This window comes from Caballeronia sp. Sq4a (assembly GCF_023170545.1).
Lineage (GTDB): Bacteria > Pseudomonadota > Gammaproteobacteria > Burkholderiales > Burkholderiaceae > Caballeronia.
The window spans coordinates 2,111,156-2,128,912 of sequence record NZ_CP084250.1 but is presented as its reverse complement, the minus strand read 5'-3'; the positions used below and the strand labels follow the sequence as shown (position 1 = coordinate 2,128,912).

The window sequence follows — 17,757 nt, the reverse complement described above, 5'->3', positions numbered from 1 at the left end:
TGCGCCGCTCTCGGCTGTCGTGCTGAGGGCCATCTATCGCGCGATGTGGTGGATCGTCGCCCCGCTCGCGGTGCTGCGGCTTCTGATCCGCTCGCGCAAGGAGCGCGGCTATCGCGAGCATATCGGCGAACGCTTCGGACGCGGCCCCGCGCGCCGCGCCGATGATCTCGCGCCGCTCATCTGGGTGCATGCGGTGTCGGTCGGCGAGACGCGCGCCGCCCAGCCGTTGATCGAAGCGTTGATGAAGGCGCACCCCGAAGCGCGCCTGCTCATCACGCACATGACCCCGAGCGGCCGCGCGACGGGCGTCGCGTTGTTCGGCAATCGCGTGATGCGCAGCTATCTTCCGTACGACCTGCCGCATCTCGTGCGGCGTTCTCTGCGCGCGTGGCGGCCGTCAATCGGCATCGTGATGGAGACGGAAGTCTGGCCGACGCTCATCGACGAATGCCGTCGCGCCGACGTGCCGCTCGTGCTGACGAATGCGCGCATGTCGGAGCGCTCGTATCGGCGGGCGGCGCGCTTCGGGCGTCCGGTGCGCGAAGTGTTCGGCGGCTTCTCGCGCGTGCTCGCGCAGACGCCTTCGGACGCCGAACGGCTCACCGCGCTCGGCGCGCGCAACGTGGCCGTGCTCGGCAATCTCAAGTTCGACATGACCGCGCCGCCCGAGCTCGTCGCGCGCGGACAGGCGTGGCGCGCGGCCATCGGCGAGCGGCCCGTCTGGGTCGCGGCGAGCACGCGCGAAGGCGAGGAATCGCTCGTGCTGCGCGCGTTCGCCGCTCTGAACGTGCCGAACGCGCTGCTGATTCTCGTGCCGCGCCATCCACAACGTTTCGACGAAGTCTCCGCGCTGATCGCGACCGTGGGCATGACGAGCGCGCGCCGTTCCGTGTGGGCGCCCAAGCCCGTGGCGGCGGGATCGGGCGCGGACGTGCCGTCGCCGTTACCGTCGAGCGTGCAGGTTTTGCTCGGCGATTCGATGGGCGAGCTCGGCGCCTACTATGCAGCGGCGGATCTCGCGTTCATCGGCGGAAGTCTGCTGCCGCTCGGCGGCCAGAATCTGATCGAAGCGTGCGCGGCGGGCGTGCCGGTGCTGATCGGGCCGCACACATTCAACTTCACGCAGGCGACCAACGACGCCATCGCGGCGGGCGCGGCGTTGCGCGTCGACAGTCCGCAGTCGCTCGCTCAGGGCTTGCGCGAATTGTTCAACGACAAGGCGCGCCGCATCGCGATGAGCGCAGCGGCGGCGGCGTTCGCGGCGCGGCATCGCGGCGCGACGGAACGGACGGTGGAAATCCTCGGCGTCATGCTGGAAGAAGAGAGCGGGCGGCTCGGTCAGGCCGACTCGATGCGCTTCGTGGAATGACGCTTGCGAAACGATGAATGGATCGATCGCTTATGCAGCAACAGGCATGAAGCGCACGGTCGGTCGGAAAACACGCGACCGGCACACGCGGATCGATCCGCATGCGAGATAAGCATCGTTTCAACGTTGTGCGAACGAAGAGGACTCCAGCATGAAGACAGCTCCGCCCACCAGCAAAACCGAGCAGGACGTCAAGGCAGAAAACCAGTCCGGCAAGCCTGCGACGACGAGCAGCAGCAAGCCCGCAAGCGGTCAGCATGCGGCGAATCACACCAAGGCCGGGAAAGACCACGGCGCGGGCGGCGGCGCGAAGCAGCGGCACGGGCCGCGCTGAACTGTTTCGCTGAACTGTTTGTTAGCCGGAACTGCGCGGCCACCGGCGACACCGTTCGCCGGCTGCCGCGCAGCATTCAGCCGATGAGCAGGCCCTTCTTCTCGATGAACGCAATCACGCTATCGAGCCCTTCGAGCGCCTTCAGATTGCACATGACGAACGGCCGCTCGCCGCGCATCTTTTTCGCGTCGGACGCCATGACGTCCAGATTCGCGCCGACGTAGGGCGCGAGGTCCGTCTTGTTGATGACGAGCAGATCCGACTTCGTGATGCCCGGGCCGCCCTTGCGCGGAATCTTCTCGCCGCCCGCCACGTCGATCACGTAGATGGTCAGGTCCGAGAGCTCGGGGCTGAACGTCGCGGCCAGATTGTCGCCGCCCGATTCGATGAACACGATATCCGCATCCGGAAAGCGCGACACCATGCGATCCACCGCTTCGAGATTGATCGACGCGTCCTCGCGAATCGCGGTATGCGGACAGCCGCCCGTTTCCACGCCCATGATCCGCTCGGCGGGCAAAGCGCCGGCGACGGTGAGCAGTCGCTGATCTTCCTTCGTGTAAATGTCGTTCGTGATGGCGACGAGATCGTAGCGATCGCGCATCGCCTTGCAGAGCATTTCGAGCAGCGTCGTCTTGCCGGAGCCGACCGGTCCGCCGACGCCCACGCGCAACGGCGGCAGTTTTTTCGTTCGACGAGCGGCGGCGGAATAAGCAGGAGCATTCATGCGATATCGGTTCTAAGCAGAGAAGTTACGAGCGAAAGAGCCGCGAGTATTGCGACTCGTGCCTTGCGGAAAGAATGCCGAGTTGCGGCGCGAATGTGTTGATCGCATTGGGCGATGTAACGAGCGCGCGAGCCACCGCGTCGTCTATCGGCCCGCGCAACGCGACGATGATTCGCTGGCCCGCGAGTTGACCGAGCGGCACGGCCTTCAACGCGGCGGCCGCCTGATTCTCCACCCAGCTGAACGCATACGCGGCGAGCGCGGCATCGGGCGCGGCGTCGTGTGCATACGCGGCGAATGCGAACGCCGTCGGTTGCGCGATGGGCTTCATCGCGGCGAGCGTGTCGCGGCGCGCCGCATCGCCCCATTCGAGCGATGCGCACAGTTGCGCGAGGGACCATCCCATCTGCTCGGTTTCGCGTCGCAATTCGGCGGATTCGCGGCTTGCGATGTACTCGTCGTTCGCATGCGCGAGCGACGCTGCATCGTGCGCGCGCCAGTGTTCCATCTGATGCGCGATGAAAGGCAGTTCGCCGCGCGCCAGCACGTTCGCGAGACCGCTTGCGATCCATTCGCGCGTGGTGTCGGCATCGCGAATGAAGCCGTGTTCGATCGCAGCTTCGAGCCCCTGCGAATAACTGAACGCGCCGATAGGCAGCGCCGGCGACGCGAGGTGCAGGAGCGCAGTGAGTTCAGTCGTGCGCATGACCGTGGTGGTGATGGTGTCCATGCGCGTGGTCATGCGAATGATCATGTCCGCATGACGAATGATCGTGCCCGTGATGCTCGTGATACACCTTCTGCGCGAGCGCGTAGTCTTCGCTGAAGGTCTCATCATGACCATGTTTATGGCCGCCGCCATACGCGCCAGTCTCCGGCTGAAACGGCTGCGATTCACGCGTCACGGTGGCGCCGAGCCGCGCGACCATGTCCTCGAGCACGGCATCGGCTTCGAGCTTCAGATGATCCGCGTGAATCTCCACAGGTGTGTGTCGATTGCCGAGGTGATAGGCCACGCGCATCAGCGTCAGCGGATTTACCGCGCGCACGACCAGCACGTCTTCAGCCGCTGCGATGATGCGCACGAGGCCGCCGTCGTCGGCCACGAGAACATCGTCGTTCGCGAGCACGGTGCCGCGCGGCATCACGAGCGCGACTTCCTCGCCGTTGTCGAGCGTGGCGGCGAGGCGGCTCTTGCAGCGCGCATCGAAAGCGAGCGTCAGCGTGGGCGCGCGCTTGATGAGCACGGATGCCAGTTTGGCGGTAAGACGTTTGTCTATGGTACGCATGAGACGATCAGAACAGGAAGTAGCGTTGCGCCATCGGCAGCACGGTGGCGGGATCGCAAGTGAGCAGTTGTCCGTTCGCGATCACCTGATAGGTCTGCGGATCGACGCTGATGGACGGCTGCCATGCATTGTGAATCATGTCGGCCTTCGTCACATTGCGGCAGTTCTTCACGGCGACGACCTGTTTCTTCAGGCCATAACGATCGGTTATACGCGACTCCATCGCCAGTTGCGACACGAACGTGAGCGATGTTTTGCCGAGCGCGCCGCCGCGCGTCGCGAACATCTCGCGGTAATGCACCGGCTGCGGCGTCGGAATGGACGCGTTCGGATCGCCCATTTGCGCGAGCGCGATCATGCCGCCCTTGACGATCATCGCGGGCTTCACGCCGAAGAACGCCGGCTCCCAGAAGACGAGATCGGCCCACTTGCCGGGCTCGATGGAACCGACTTCATGCGCGATGCCATGCGTGATCGCAGGGTTGATCGTGTACTTCGCGACATAACGTTTCGCGCGGAAATTGTCGTTGCGCGCGTTGTCTTCGGGTAGCGCGCCGCGCTGCACTTTCATCTTGTGCGCCGTCTGCCATGTGCGGATGATGACTTCGCCCACGCGGCCCATTGCCTGCGAGTCGGACGACAACATCGAGAGCGCGCCGAGATCGTGAAGAATGTCCTCGGCCGCGATGGTCTCGCGGCGAATGCGCGACTCGGCGAACGCGATGTCCTCCGCAATCGACGGGTCCAGATGATGGCACACCATCAGCATGTCGAGATGCTCGTCGAGCGTGTTGACGGTGTAGGGCCGCGTCGGATTGGTGGACGAGGGCAGCACGTTCGGCTCGCCGCACACCTTGATGATGTCCGGCGCATGACCGCCGCCCGCGCCTTCGGTGTGATACGTGTGGATCGTGCGGCCCTTGAACGCGGCCACCGTCGTTTCGACGAAGCCCGCTTCGTTCAGCGTGTCCGTGTGGATGGCGACTTGCGTGTCGGTATCGTCCGCGACGGAGAGACAATTGTCGATGGCCGCGGGCGTCGTGCCCCAGTCTTCGTGCAGCTTGAGACCAATGGCGCCGGCTTTCACTTGCTCGATGAGCGGCTCGGGGAGGCTCGCGTTGCCCTTGCCGAGAAAGCCGAGGTTCATCGGCCAGCCATCGGCGGCTTGCAGCATGCGTTCCATGTGCCACGGCCCCGGCGTGCAGGTCGTCGCGTTCGTGCCCGTCGCGGGGCCGGTGCCGCCGCCGAGCATCGTCGTGACGCCGCTTGCGAGCGCCTCGTCGATCTGCTGCGGGCTGATGAAGTGGATATGCGTGTCGATGCCGCCCGCCGTCACGATCATGCCTTCGCCCGCGATCACTTCGGTGGCCGCGCCGATCGCAATGGTCACGTTCGGCTGGATGTCGGGATTGCCCGCCTTGCCGATCGCGAAGATGCGCCCGCTCTTGATGCCGATATCGGCCTTCACGATGCCCCAGTGATCGAGAATCAGCGCATTCGTGATGACGGTATCGACGACATCGGCGGACGTGCGTTGCGACTGGCCCATGCCGTCGCGAATCACCTTGCCGCCGCCGAACTTCACTTCCTCGCCGTACGTGGTGAAGTCCCGTTCGACTTCGATGATGAGATCGGTGTCCGCAAGGCGCACGCGGTCGCCGGTGGTCGGGCCGAACATTTCCGCGTATGCGCGGCGGCCGATGCGTAGCGTCATGTCGTTGATGTCCTGATCAGAGTGGGCCCATTACGAGGCCATTGAAGCCGTGCACGTGACGATCGCCCGCGAGCGCGACGAGTTCGACCGTGCGTTCCTGTCCCGGCTCGAAGCGCACGGCAGTGCCTGCCGCGATGTTCAGCCGAAAGCCGCGCGTCTTCTCGCGGTCGAAGAGCAGCGCCGTGTTGACTTCGTAGAAGTGGTAGTGCGAGCCGACCTGCACCGGCCGGTCGCCGCTGTTCGCGACGACGACGGACACGGTCTCGCGGCCTGCGTTGAGTTCGTGCTCTCCGTCGTCGATCAAGTATTCGCCGGGAATCATCGCGTGCGTCTCAAGGAATGGGATGGTGGACGGTCACGAGCTTCGTGCCATCGGGGAAGGTGGCTTCGATCTGTATGTCGGGGATCATCTCGGGCACGCCTTCCATGACGTCGTCGCGCGTGAGCAGCGTGGTGCCGTAATGCATGACTTCGGCGACGGTCTTGCCATCGCGCGCGGCTTCCATCAAAGCGGCGGAAATGAACGCGACGGCTTCCGGATGATTGAGCTTGAGGCCGCGCGCGCGGCGCCGTTCGGCGAGCAGCGCCGCCGTGAAGATCAGGAGCTTGTCCTTTTCGCGAGGCGTGAGTTTCATGAACTTGTTGTGTAGGCGATGGGCTTCGTCATCCTAGCACTTGCTTTCTGGTTTTGGACCGCTTTGTGAGCGAGCTTTCAGCGGGCTTGTCATTGAATGAAGCGTTGCAGCTCGACGCTCGCGGGCCGCTCGAAGATCTGTTCCGGCGCGCCGGATTCCCACACGCGTCCCTGATGCATGAAGACGACTTTGTCGCTCACGTTGCGCGCGAACCGCATCTCGTGCGTCACCATGATGAGCGTCATGCCATCGCGCGCAAGGTCTTCGACGACGGCCAGCACTTCGCCGACGAGTTCGGGATCGAGCGCGGAGGTGATTTCATCGCACAAGAGCACGCTCGGATTCATCGCCAACGCGCGCGCAATGGCAACGCGTTGCTGTTGTCCGCCGGATAGCTGCTCCGGATAGGCATTGAACTTGTCGCCGAGGCCGACGCGTTCCAGCACCGTATGCGCGGTCGCGCGCGCCTTCGCCTTATGAATCTTCTTGACGACCGTTTGCGCCAGCATCACGTTCTGCCCTGCTGTGAGATGCGGAAAGAGATTGTATTGCTGAAAGACCATGCCGACCTTGAGCCGCAGCGCGCGCAAGTCGGCGCGGCGCGCGTCGATATGCTCGCCGTCGATTTCGATCGAGCCTTCGTCGATGCTCTCGAGACCATTGAGCGTGCGCAGCAGCGTGCTCTTGCCCGAGCCGCTCTTGCCGATGATGGACACCACTTGCCCGCGCTCGACCGAGAAGTCGATGCCCTTCAGAACCTGATTCGAGCCGAAGTGCTTGTGCAGATTGCGCGTTTCAACGAGCGGCATGCCATTTCCTTTCGAGCGTGCGCGCATAGCGCGTCAGCGGATAGCAGAGAACGAAGTAAATGATCGCGACGAGGCCATACACGAGAAACGGGCGGAACGTCGCGTTCGATATCATCGTGCCGGCCTTCGTGAGTTCCGTGAAGCCGATGATGGAGACGAGCGCCGTATCCTTCACCGCCTGCACGGCGAAGCCGACCGTCGGCCCGACGGCGATGCGCGTGGCCTGCGGAAGAATCACATGACGAAGCTGCTCGAAGTAGCTCATTGCAAGACTGGACGATGCTTCCCACTGGCCCTTGGGCACCGCTTCCACTGCACCGCGCCAAATTTCCGCGAGATAGGCGCTCGTGAAAAGCGTGAGCCCCACGGTGGCGGCAACCCAGGGCGACACGTCGATGCCGAGCAAGGGCAGCCCGAAGAAGACGAGGAACAGCTGCATCAAGAGCGGCGTGCCCTGAAAGACCTGAATGTAGCCCTTCACCAGCGCGCGCAGGACTTCGTACTTCGATACGCGCATCACCAGGAGCGCGAAGCCGACGATGCCGCCGAGCACGAACGATACGATCGACAGCACGACGGTCCAGCGCGCGGCCAGCAGCAGGTTCTCGAAGATCTGCGCGAAGGTAAATTCGATCATCGCGCGTGACCTCTGTTGGCGCTTACGGCAGGCATGAAAAGACGCTTGCCTGCTGCATTGAGCGCCACGCGCAGGGCAAGCGCGAGCGCCAGATACGAAGCGGTGACCAGGAAGCACGTTTCGAATGCGCGGAAGTTGCGCGACTGGATATAGCTCGCGGCATACGTCAGATCGGGCACGGAAATCTGCGAGACCACGGCGGAGCCGAGCATCGTGATGACGATCTGGCTCGTGAGCGCGGGGAACACCTTGGCGAGCGCCTGCGGCAACACGACATGCCGAAAGGCTTCATTGCGCGACATCGCAAGCGATGCCGCCGCTTCGTGATGCCCCTTAGGCACCGCCGCGATGCCCGCACGAATGATCTCGATGGAATACGCGCCGAGGTTCAACGTCATCGCGACAATGGCAGCGACATACTCGCTTAGATGAATGCCGAGCGCAGGCAGGCCGAAGAACACAAAGAACAGTTGCACGATGAACGGCGTGTTGCGAATCGCTTCGACATAGCCGCCGACGAGCGAACGCAGCCACGCGCGATGGCTGTCGCGAGCGGCCGCGCCGATCACGCCGAGCGATACGCCGAGCGCCGTCGAGATGGCGGTGAGAGCAAGCGTCGTCGCCGCGCCGCTCGCAAACATGCCCGCGTAGTTCGCGAAGTCGGCGAATTCCAGTTGATAGGCCATGCGATGTAGCGCCCTGCGTTACAGACTGGCAGGCAGCGGCTGGCCGAACCACTTCTTCGACATGGCGTTGAGCGTGCCGTCTTTTTTCGCCTGCGCGATGGTATCGTCGACCTTCGCCATCAAGCGCGGCTCGTTCTTGTTCATGCCGACGAAGCAGGGCGAATCCTTGATGATGAACTTCGCTTCGGGGCGACGCGGCGGATTCTTCGCGAGGATCGCCGCGGCGACGATATTGCCCGCCGCGATCAACTGAACCTGTCCCGAGAGGAACGCGGAGATGGTCGCGTTGTTGTCCTCGAAGCGTTTGATGGTGGCGTTCGGCGCCATTTGCGACAGCGCGATCTCTTCCAGCGCGCCGCGCGTCGCGCCCACGGTCTTGCCGGTGAGATCGGCCGGGCCGCCCACCTTGATGTCGGCGGGCCCGAAAACCCCTTGAAAATAGGGCGCATAAGGCGTCGAGAAGTCAAGCACCTTCTCTCGCTCCGGCGTCTTGCCGAGCGACGAAATCACCAGATCCACCTTGTTCGTCGTGAGATACGGAATGCGGTTCGCGCTATTCACGGGCACGAGCTGAAGCTTGACCTTCATCGACTTGGCGAGCAACGCGGCCATGTCCACGTCATAGCCTTGCGGCTGCATGTCGGCGCCGACCGAGCCGAACGGCGGATAGTCCTCGGGCACGGCCACGCGCAGGGTGCCGCTCTTGGCGATGGTATCGAGCGCGTCGGCGTTTGCCTGCGCAGTGAAGGCGAAAAGCGGCGTGACAGCGAGCACGGCTAGCGCGGTGCGTCGCGCACGGACGAAGAGCTTCGGCATGGATGATCCTTCAGGCTTTGTGATGGCCGCGTTGCATGCGCGGCTCTTGGAGCCATGCTCGTAAGCGAGAGCCGTGCCATCGACGCTAAAGCCTTATGCCATCGGCGTTGCCTGGCTGGTTACACGGGCTCGCGCACATACGCGGGGCGCGCACATGCGCCGCGATGGTGCGTGCTCAAGTGGTCCACAACCTGAGCGGTTGCGCAGCGACGCCATGCACGAGCGGACGAAGCTGAGTCCAGCAATCGGTCAACGCGCGTTGCAGCGTCTCCATCGAACGGCTGATGGCGCGCACGATCAATACGCCGGGCGCCACGCACGATGCCCCCGCGCGCATTTCGTCATTGAACGGCAACTGCGCGGTGAGAGCCTCGGCCAACGTGTCGTCGCATGCGGGCCCGACGGCCCATAGCGTGCCATAGGCGGGATAGCCCGCGAGTCCTTGTGATGCATCGCGCAAAGGATCGTTCGCATCGATCAGCCCGCGCTCGAACCACAGCGTGCGTCCATCGCGATACGCGATACGCGACACCGCCTTGATGCGCCCCTGTGTCCAGCGTTCGCCGGCGGCCGCGCGGCCGAGCAGCATCGCGTCCCAGCCGATGGCCGTTGCGCCTTCGTCGAGCGTGATGTTGAACGCAAGCTCCACATTCGACGATTCGAACACGATGTTGTTTTGCGGTAGCCAGTCGAGCTTCGCGTGTCGTCCGAGATGAACGTCGATGCGCTGTGTCGCGAGCTTGCCGTTCGCCTTGTACCACTTGGTCGCGCCGGGCGTCGTGATGACGGCATGCGTGTCTTCGCCGAGCTTTACGTCGACGGATAGACGATCGCCACCCGCGACGCCGCCCGGCGGATGCACGATCACCGCGTGGCAGATATCGCCTTCGGGATAGAGCGGCCGTTGCACGCGCAGCGGACCTTCATGCTTGCGATGCGCGCATACCGTGCGGCCATGCTGCCGGGCAAAGCCGAGTTCGAGCGTGCCGCGCCAGACATCGGGATGAGCGAGCGCCGCGTGAGATTCGTGATGCATGGAAGCAGTGCGTTATGAGCGGTCCACCATCATACGGCGATCAGCTCGCGCACTCCATGCGCTTCCATCTCCGATCCCGCGCCGCCTGCGACGATCTCGCCGCGACTCATCACCCAATAGTGGTCCGCGAGCTCGCGCGCGAAGTCGTAATACTGCTCCACGAGCAGCACTGTCATGCCCATTTCATCGACGAGCTGGCGCAACGTTCGGCCGATATCGCGAATGATCGATGGCTGGATGCCTTCGGTCGGTTCATCGAGAATGAGCAGTTGCGGCTGGCTCATCAACGCGCGGCCGATGGCGAGCTGCTGCTGCTGACCACCCGACAGATCGCCGCCGCGCCGATGCTTCATCTCGCGCAGCACGGGAAAAAGCGCATAGATGTGATCGGGAATCTTCGAAGGCGCCTTGCGGCTCGCGGCGCCGACGAGCAGGTTCTCCTCCACCGTGAGACGCCCGAAGATATCGCGGCCTTGTGGAACATAAGCGAGACCGCTCGCCACGCGCGCGTGCGTCGGCATCGACGAGATCTTCGCGCCGCGCCATGTGATGCTGCCGCTTTTAGACGGCACCACGCCCATGAGACAGCGCAGCAATGTGGTCTTGCCGACGCCGTTGCGGCCGAGCAGCACGGTGAGCTTGCCCTCGGGCACGGTCATCTTCACGTCACGCAGAATGTGACTGCCGCCGTAATACTGATTGAGCGATTCGACTTCGAGCATTGAGTGGTTCCGGTATCAACGGCCAAGGTACGATTCGATTACGGCCTCATCGCGCTTCACGCTGTCGAGCGTGCCTTCGGCGAGCACGCTGCCTTCGGCCATGACCGTCACCTTGCCGCTGTCGCCCGCGAGCGCCGCGACGAACTCCATGTCGTGCTCGACCACCATCATCGAACATGAACCCCGTAGCGTGTTCAGCAATTCCGCGAGCTCCATGGTTTCGTGATCGGTCATGCCGGCAGCGGGTTCATCGAGCAGAAGCAGGGCGGGCTGCTGCATGAGCAACATGCCTATTTCGAGCCGCTGCTTTTGTCCATGCGACAACTCGCCGGCAAGGCGCGTCGCCTGATGCTGCAAGCGGATCAGTTCGAGCGTCTCTTCGATGCGGGCCTGCGCCGCGCGATCCAGCCGCGCGCGCAACGACGCGAACCATCGCTTGTCCGTCTTCATCGCGAGTTCGAGGTTCTCCCACACAGGATGATTCTCGAAGACAGTCGGCTTCTGAAACTTGCGGCCGATGCCCGTGCGCGCGATCACAGGTTCCGACATGCGCGTGAGATCGAACGTCTGCCCGAGAAACACGCGGCCGTCATCGGGCCGTGTCTTGCCGGTGATGACGTCCATCATCGTGGTCTTGCCCGCGCCGTTGGGACCGATCACGCAGCGCAACTCGCCCACGTCGATGGACAGCGTGAGCTTGTTGAGCGCGCGAAAGCCGTCGAAACTCACGGTCACGTCTTCGAGATAGAGAATCGTTCCATGCGATACGTCGATCTCGCCGGGCTTGAGCACATGGCCGAGTCCGGAGTTGACGTTGATGTTCTTGTGCCCCGGCTCACTCACGCCGGGCGCCTGAGGAATCGGCGGCAAGTCGACGATCAATGCATGATGCACGGTCATTCTGCGGCGTCTCCTTGCGTCTTGCGGCGGGCGAGTTCGATGAGACCCATGATTCCGTTCGGCAACAAGAGCGGCACGAGCGTGAAGATGAGGCCGAGGAAGAAGAGCCAATATTCCGCGAAATAAGCCGTGAAAAAGCTCTTCGCGCCATTGACGGCGAACGCGCCGATGATCGGCCCGATGAGCGTGCCGCGCCCACCGACCGCCACCCAGATCGCCATTTCGATCGAGTTCGCGGGCGACATCTCGCTCGGATTGATGATGCCGACTTGCGGCACGTACAGCGCGCCCGCGATGCCGCACAGCACGGCCGATATCGTCCAGATAAACAGCTTGTACGCGAGCGGGCTGTAGCCGAGAAACATGAGCCGGGCTTCGCCATCGCGCACGCCCGTCACCACGCGCCCGAGCTTCGACGTGACGATCCAGCGCGCCACGAGGAACGCGAGCACGAGCACCGCGAACGTGATGAGGAAAAGGACCGTGCGTGTTCCCGCATGCGTGATTGGAAAGCCCGCGATGCGCTTGAAATCCGTGAAGCCGTTATTGCCGCCGAAGCCCGTTTCGTTGCGATAGAAGAGCAGCATCGCGGCGAAAGTCATGGCCTGCGTGATGATCGACAGATACACGCCCTTCACGCGCGAGCGAAACGTGAAGAAGCCGAAGACCCAGGCCAGCACGCCGGGCACGAGCACGACGAGCAAGAGCGCGTACCAGAGATGCTCCGTGCCTTGCCAGTACCACGGCAGCTTGTGCCAGTCGAGAAACACCATGAAGTCCGGCAGATCGCTTTGATACGTGCCTTCCCGTCCGATGGAGCGCATCAGGTACATGCCCATTGCATAGCCGCCGAGCGCGAAGAACAGCGCGTGGCCCAGGCTCAGAATGCCGCAATAACCCCACACGAGATCGAGCGCCAGCGCGCCGATCGCATAGCACATGAGCTTGCCGACAAGCGTCATCGCGTAGGCCGACAAATGGAACGTGCTGGTTTCCGGCAGCACGAGCGCAGAGAGCGGCACGCAGATGCCCATCGCAACGATGAGCGCAAGCAGCGCGATCCAGCCGTTGCGCGGCAACAGCGCGGCGCGCGGCGGCAGGCCGAGCGCGAAGCCCGCGCGTGCGGCGCTTGCATCGGGTTGTGGCGCGACGTCCAGATTCGCGCTGATGTTGGTCGAGGCGGTCATGGTTCAGGCCTCCGCGCTGCGGCCCTTCAGGGCGAACATGCCCTGCGGACGCTTCTGGATGAACAGCACGATGAGCACGAGCACCGCGATTTTCGCGAGCACCGCGCCCCAGAACGGCTCGATGGCCTTGTTGACGAGACCGAGCCCGAAGCCGCCGATCACGGTGCCTGCGAGCTGGCCTACGCCGCCGAGCACCACGGCCATGAACGAATCGATGATGTAGCTCTGCCCGAGGTCCGGGCCGACATTGCCGATCTGCGAGAGCGCGCATCCGCCAAGCCCGGCGATGCCCGCGCCGAACGCGAACGCATACGAATCGACGCGCGCGGTCTTCACGCCGACGCACGCGGCCATGCGGCGATTCTGCGTGACGGCGCGCACGAAGAGACCGAGCCGCGTGCGCGTCAACACGCCCCATGCAATCAGCACCACGGCGAGCGAGAACGCGAGAATCGTCAGGCGGTTATACGGCAGGATGAGGTTCTGCATCACGGCGACGCCGCCGCTCATCCACGAAGGATTCGTGACCTGCACGTTCTGCGCGCCGAAGATCGTCCGCGTCGCCTGAATGAGGATGAGACTGATGCCGAAGGTCGTCAGCAACGTTTCGAGCGGACGGCCATAAAGATGCTTCAGCACGAGCCTTTCCAGCACGATGCCGACGAGCGCCGCCGCAACGAACGACGCGGGCACCGCGAAGAGCGGGTACCAGTTGAACGCCGCAGGCGCGTAATGCTGCACGAGGTTCTGCACGACATAGGTCGCATAAGCGCCGATCATCAGGAATTCGCCGTGCGCCATGTTGATGACGCCGATCAGGCCGTATGTGATCGCGAGTCCCAATGCGGCCAGCAACAGCACGCTGCCGAGCGAGAGACCGGCGAACAGCGTGCCCGCGATTTCGCTGCGCCGCTGGATCGAGTCGAGCGCTTCGATACCGGCCTGCGCCGCCGCGCGCACGCGCTCGTCGGGTTCGTTGAAGCTGCCATCGCTCTTCTTCGCGACGATGGGGCGCAGCAACTCGTACATATCGAGGTCATGCCGGGCTGCGACGAGTTGCGCGGCTTCCAGACGCTTGTTCACATCGGGATCATGCAGCGCGGTCATCGCCCAAAGCGTGTCGAGGCGCTTCTTCAACTCGGGATCGGTCTCGGCGGCGCGGGCGCGATCGATGAGCGGCTTCATCGACGCGTCGGGGTTCTTCAATAACGCGGCTACCGCTTCGCGGCGCTTGCCCAGGTCCGGCGATGCGAGTTGAAGACCCGACAGCGCGCCCGCTACTTTCGTGCGCAACTGGTTGTTCAGCGTGATCGCTTGCGCATCCGGCGCGTTCGTGATCTTGCCTGTGATGGCGTCCTTGTTGCCCTCGTCGGTCTGCACGTAGACATGGCCGTTATCGGTGGCGACGAGCGAACCGTCCGCGAGCGCGTTGAGCACCGCGACAGAAGGCGCATCCGCGTTCGCGATGAGCTTGTCGATGGCGGCGGACTTGGCCTGATAGTCATCGCCCGCGAGCGGCGCGAGTTCGTCGGCCGTGAGCGCGTGTGCCACGAACGGCGCAAGCGCGATGCAGACCGCGAGCATCGCGCGAAAGAGGGGGAGCACAACGGAGCCTTTCATAAGGGCCTTTCTGATGAGACTTGAACGGCCGCGCGCAACGTCGAGTCACGCGCGGCCTTGCTTCATGCATCCGATGCGTCAGGCCACACGCACGCGCGAGCGCCGCAGGAACGACGGAATGGAGGTGACGATATCCGGCTTACCCTGATTGCCCGCGATATAGGGGCTCCACGGCTGCGCGCGAATCGCGGTCTTCGTCTTCCATACGACATTGAACTGACCGTCGCCGCGAATCTCGCCGATCATCACCGGCTTGTGCAGATGATGGTTGCCGTCCATCGTGAGCGTGAAGCCGGAAGGCGCGGCGAAGGTCTGGCCGATCATCGCGGTACGCACCTTGTCCACGTCCGTGCTCTTCGCTTTCTCGACGGCCTGCTTCCACATGTGGATGCCGACGAAGGTCGCTTCCATCGGATCGTTCGTCACGCGCTTGTCGCCGCCCGGCAAATTCTGCGTCTTCACCCATTCGGCGAACTGCGTTTCGAACTTCTTGTTGCTCGGGTTCTTGACCGACATGAAGTAGTTCCATGCGGCGAGATGGCCGACGAGCGGCTTCGTATCGATGCCGCGCAATTCTTCTTCGCCGACAGAGAAGGCGACCACGGGCACGTCCGTCGCTTTCAGCCCTTGATTGCCGAGTTCCTTGTAGAACGGAACGTTCGAATCCCCGTTGATCGTCGAGACGACCGTGGTCTTTCCCCCTTGCGAGAAGGTCTTGATGTTCGCGACGATGGTCTGATAGTCGCTATGACCGAACGGTGTGTAGACCTCCTGAATATCGGCATCCTTGACTCCTTTCGAATGGAGAAAGGCGCGCAGGATCTTGTTGGTCGTGCGCGGGTACACGTAGTCGGTGCCGAGCAGGAAGAAGCGCTTCGCGCTGCCGCCTTCCGGTCCCATCAGATACTCGACGGCGGGAATGGCCTGCTGGTTCGGCGCGGCGCCCGTATAGAACACGTTGCGCGACATCTCCTCGCCTTCGTACTGCACGGGATAGAAGAGCAGGCCGTTGAGTTCCTCGAACACGGGCAACACCGACTTACGCGAGACGGACGTCCAGCAGCCGAACACGCAGGCGACCTTGTCCTGCGTGAGAAGCTGACGCGCCTTCTCGGCGAAGAGCGGCCAGTTGGAAGCGGGATCGACGACGACGGCCTCGATCTGCCGGCCCATCACGCCGCCGTTCTTGTTGATATCGGCGATGGTCATGAGCGCGGTGTCCTTGAGCGATGTCTCGGAGATCGCCATGGTGCCGGAGAGCGAATGCAGCACGCCGACCTTGATCGGGCCGTTATCCGCGGCTTGCGCCTTGGAGATGGGAAGCTGGCCTGCGAGGGCGAGCGCGCCCGACATGGAGCCGAGCTTCAGCAGACTGCGTCGTTTCATTGATGTGTTCCCCTTGCCGATATGTTGTGTTGCTCCGTGCGGAGCAGAGATGAGGCGGGTCGTTTGACGTGGTTGACGACTGACCGGCGGGGAAGGAATTGCAAGGGGTATGCCAATGGGGGGGGTAAGTCAAGGCTGGCGGGGGTTTGCGGGGGTTTGGGGTTGGTTGGGTCTCGTAGGCAGGAATCGGCTCCCGACCGTATTTGGTGCACGCCGGATGGGACTTGCATTGTTCCGGTGCGGCGGTGTTTTTTCTTGCGCATTCATTGTTCGAGCGAGTGTCGGCCGCCTTTTTGTCGCTAGGCGAGCATGTATGGGCTCGAACGCGTAGCGATTGGCGTGAACAAAAGTAGCAAACGTCGCGATTTACATGCTATCGTGGCACCGTTGATAGTTAGATATGCAAAAGAAATGTCAGAAGCTCACGACCCGCACGGCGAAGCGTCGTTTGGTATTGCCGTCGAAGAATGCCGGGGCGGAATCCACAATATTTATGGACGCTATCGCACAGCGTCCAATGCCCGCGACTTCTGGAAACGTCATCACTGGTATTGAGCATGCGCCCAGTTTTAGGAGTGGTCGTCGCCTGCGTGCTCGTGACTGCGTCGAGCATTACCCATGCGCGAAAGGTTCCAGCTTTCGAGGACTGCGCAGCCCGTGCGCAGTCGACGTCAAGACAGCCGACCTTGAACTTTGCCGATGCTCGCGCGCGCATGTATCGCAGCGTGCTTCGCGATGCCGCTAAAGGCCGCGCCAACTTCGCGGGCCGCTACGTGATTGCGGAGTGGGGCTGCGGTGCTGCTTGTGTCATGGCGGTGGTCATCGACAAGTCCTCAGGACGGGTCACGTCACTGCCGTTTACCGTGTCTGACTGGCCATTGAACGTGACAGAGCCACTGGAATATCGCGCGAATAGCTGCCTTCTGGTCGTTCGAGGGAGCCGTAACGAAAGCAATGAGCATGGGACGTATTACTATACGTTCGATGGTGCCAAGTTCCACTTGCTCGCTACGGCGCCCACACACTCGCGCTAGCAGGGCGCTTGCGCAGGCTCACACCGCTGCCGCGCAGCGTGCGATGCGAGCCCCGCAGCGCACACCCGCCACCTAACCCTCAAACACACCTCCCCCCATCCACCTCCAGCGCGACCCCCGTAATAAATTCCGCCTCATCCGAAGCGAGATAAAGCGCTGCATTGGCAATATCCTGCGGCGTCGACAACCGCCCGAGCGGAATCGTCGCGAGAAACTTCTGGCGGTTTGCGGGCGTGTCCTCCATGCCCATGAATTCGGACAGCAATCCTGTCTCGCCCATCACCGGATTGATGCAGTTCACGCGAATGCGGTCCGGGCCGAGCTCGACGGCCAGCGCCTTGCTCGCGACGATCACCGCCGCCTTGCTGCCGTTGTACCAGACCAGGCCGGGACGCGGCCGCACGCCCGCCGTCGATGCAATGTTGATGAACGCGCCGCCACCTTGCTCGCGAAAATACGGCACGAACTGCTCGACGCTCCAGTAGATGCTCTTCACGTTCACCGCATAGACGCGGTCGAATTCGGCCTCGGTGACATCCAGCACCGGCTTGTTACGGTGCGTCGTCCCCGCGTTGTTCACGACCACCTGCACGCTGCCGAAGTCCTGAATCGCGGCATCGAAGAGCGCCTGCCAGTCCTCGCGCTTCGTGACGTCGCCCGTGACCGCGATCGCGCGTCCATGCGTCGCCGATGACGACGACCCGAGCGCGATCTCGCTCGCCACGCGCTCGGCCGCCGGGCCGTTCAGATCGTTGACCACCACGTTCGCGCCTTCGCGCGCGAACGTCTTCGCAATGCCTTCGCCGAAACCCGAGCCCGCGCCCGTCACGATCACCGTTTTGCCTTGCAGTCGCAT

21 protein-coding genes are annotated in these 17,757 nt (G+C 63.2%); 4 read left to right on the top strand and 17 right to left on the bottom strand.

All coding sequences use genetic code 11. The annotated features are described in order from the left end of the window. The first annotated feature begins 19 nt into the window (after positions 1 to 19). Together waaA and LDZ24_RS10140 are read left to right on the top strand one after the other, a co-directional pair. Positions 20 to 1,369, top strand: coding sequence for a lipid IV(A) 3-deoxy-D-manno-octulosonic acid transferase (gene waaA, locus LDZ24_RS10145; RefSeq protein WP_248322332.1), 1,350 nt, complete (start codon positions 20 to 22; stop codon positions 1,367 to 1,369). 151 nt (positions 1,370 to 1,520) lie between these two features. Continuing rightward, on the top strand, positions 1,521 to 1,703 hold the full coding sequence (locus LDZ24_RS10140; RefSeq protein ID WP_248320342.1) for a hypothetical protein: 183 nt from the start codon (positions 1,521 to 1,523) through the stop codon (positions 1,701 to 1,703). A 76-nt stretch (positions 1,704 to 1,779) separates the two neighbouring features. On the opposite strand, the gene ureG is transcribed toward LDZ24_RS10140, so the two are convergent. From ureG to urtA, 16 genes are all read right to left on the bottom strand, one after another. After that, complete coding sequence (gene ureG, locus LDZ24_RS10135) at positions 1,780 to 2,430, bottom strand: urease accessory protein UreG (protein ID WP_175944705.1); 651 nt, start codon at positions 2,428 to 2,430, stop codon at positions 1,780 to 1,782. A 25-nt stretch (positions 2,431 to 2,455) separates the two neighbouring features. Beyond that, complete coding sequence (locus tag LDZ24_RS10130) at positions 2,456 to 3,136, bottom strand: urease accessory protein UreF (protein WP_248322331.1); 681 nt, start codon at positions 3,134 to 3,136, stop codon at positions 2,456 to 2,458. Further along, on the bottom strand, positions 3,123 to 3,719 hold the full coding sequence (ureE, locus tag LDZ24_RS10125) for an urease accessory protein UreE (protein WP_248320341.1): 597 nt from the start codon (positions 3,717 to 3,719) through the stop codon (positions 3,123 to 3,125). The genes LDZ24_RS10130 and ureE overlap by 14 nt, the downstream gene beginning before the upstream one ends. A gap of 7 nt (positions 3,720 to 3,726) precedes the next feature. Then, positions 3,727 to 5,433, bottom strand: a complete 1,707-nt coding sequence (gene ureC / locus LDZ24_RS10120) for an urease subunit alpha (protein ID WP_175944701.1) — start codon at positions 5,431 to 5,433, stop codon at positions 3,727 to 3,729. Positions 5,434 to 5,449: 16 nt separating this feature from the next. Beyond that, positions 5,450 to 5,755 (bottom strand): urease subunit beta, encoded by a 306-nt coding sequence (locus LDZ24_RS10115; RefSeq protein WP_248320340.1) that lies wholly within the window; start codon positions 5,753 to 5,755, stop codon positions 5,450 to 5,452. A 10-nt stretch (positions 5,756 to 5,765) separates the two neighbouring features. Beyond that, positions 5,766 to 6,068, bottom strand: coding sequence for an urease subunit gamma (locus LDZ24_RS10110; protein ID WP_008342482.1), 303 nt, complete (start codon positions 6,066 to 6,068; stop codon positions 5,766 to 5,768). Positions 6,069 to 6,157: 89 nt separating this feature from the next. Beyond that, entirely contained in the window at positions 6,158 to 6,877 is a 720-nt protein-coding gene (locus LDZ24_RS10105; protein WP_248320339.1) for an amino acid ABC transporter ATP-binding protein, read from the bottom strand. Next, positions 6,864 to 7,514, bottom strand: a complete 651-nt coding sequence (locus tag LDZ24_RS10100) for an amino acid ABC transporter permease (protein ID WP_206466783.1) — start codon at positions 7,512 to 7,514, stop codon at positions 6,864 to 6,866. The genes LDZ24_RS10105 and LDZ24_RS10100 overlap by 14 nt, the downstream gene beginning before the upstream one ends. Next, on the bottom strand, positions 7,511 to 8,200 hold the full coding sequence (locus LDZ24_RS10095; protein WP_248320338.1) for an amino acid ABC transporter permease: 690 nt from the start codon (positions 8,198 to 8,200) through the stop codon (positions 7,511 to 7,513). The genes LDZ24_RS10100 and LDZ24_RS10095 overlap by 4 nt, the downstream gene beginning before the upstream one ends. 18 nt (positions 8,201 to 8,218) lie before the next feature. Beyond that, positions 8,219 to 9,016: a transporter substrate-binding domain-containing protein gene (locus LDZ24_RS10090; protein ID WP_248320337.1), complete on the bottom strand. Its 798-nt coding sequence runs from the start codon at positions 9,014 to 9,016 to the stop codon at positions 8,219 to 8,221. A 175-nt stretch (positions 9,017 to 9,191) separates the two neighbouring features. Continuing rightward, positions 9,192 to 10,052, bottom strand: coding sequence for an urease accessory protein UreD (locus LDZ24_RS10085; RefSeq protein WP_248320336.1), 861 nt, complete (start codon positions 10,050 to 10,052; stop codon positions 9,192 to 9,194). A 29-nt stretch (positions 10,053 to 10,081) separates the two neighbouring features. Beyond that, on the bottom strand, positions 10,082 to 10,774 hold the full coding sequence (gene urtE / locus LDZ24_RS10080; protein WP_248320335.1) for an urea ABC transporter ATP-binding subunit UrtE: 693 nt from the start codon (positions 10,772 to 10,774) through the stop codon (positions 10,082 to 10,084). A gap of 15 nt (positions 10,775 to 10,789) precedes the next feature. Further along, the gene (gene urtD, locus LDZ24_RS10075; protein ID WP_248320334.1) at positions 10,790 to 11,674 is read right to left on the bottom strand and encodes an urea ABC transporter ATP-binding protein UrtD; all 885 of its coding nucleotides are present in this window, start codon (positions 11,672 to 11,674) and stop codon (positions 10,790 to 10,792) included. Continuing rightward, positions 11,671 to 12,861, bottom strand: a complete 1,191-nt coding sequence (urtC, locus tag LDZ24_RS10070) for an urea ABC transporter permease subunit UrtC (RefSeq protein WP_248320333.1) — start codon at positions 12,859 to 12,861, stop codon at positions 11,671 to 11,673. The genes urtD and urtC overlap by 4 nt, the downstream gene beginning before the upstream one ends. Positions 12,862 to 12,864: 3 nt before the next feature. Further along, positions 12,865 to 14,481, bottom strand: coding sequence for an urea ABC transporter permease subunit UrtB (gene urtB / locus LDZ24_RS10065; RefSeq protein ID WP_248320332.1), 1,617 nt, complete (start codon positions 14,479 to 14,481; stop codon positions 12,865 to 12,867). Positions 14,482 to 14,559: 78 nt separating this feature from the next. Next, complete coding sequence (gene urtA, locus LDZ24_RS10060) at positions 14,560 to 15,867, bottom strand: urea ABC transporter substrate-binding protein (protein ID WP_248320331.1); 1,308 nt, start codon at positions 15,865 to 15,867, stop codon at positions 14,560 to 14,562. Between the two features lie 309 nt (positions 15,868 to 16,176). Between urtA and LDZ24_RS10055 the strand changes: the two genes are divergently transcribed. Then, positions 16,177 to 16,422, top strand: a complete 246-nt coding sequence (locus tag LDZ24_RS10055; protein ID WP_248320330.1) for a hypothetical protein — start codon at positions 16,177 to 16,179, stop codon at positions 16,420 to 16,422. Positions 16,423 to 16,553: 131 nt separating this feature from the next. Further along, a complete protein-coding gene (locus LDZ24_RS10050) occupies positions 16,554 to 16,901 on the top strand; it encodes a hypothetical protein (protein WP_248320329.1) in 348 nt (115 codons plus the stop codon). Between the two features lie 79 nt (positions 16,902 to 16,980). Here LDZ24_RS10050 and LDZ24_RS10045 read toward each other — a convergent pair whose 3' ends face one another. Further along, entirely contained in the window at positions 16,981 to 17,757 is a 777-nt protein-coding gene (locus LDZ24_RS10045) for an SDR family oxidoreductase (RefSeq protein WP_206466777.1), read from the bottom strand.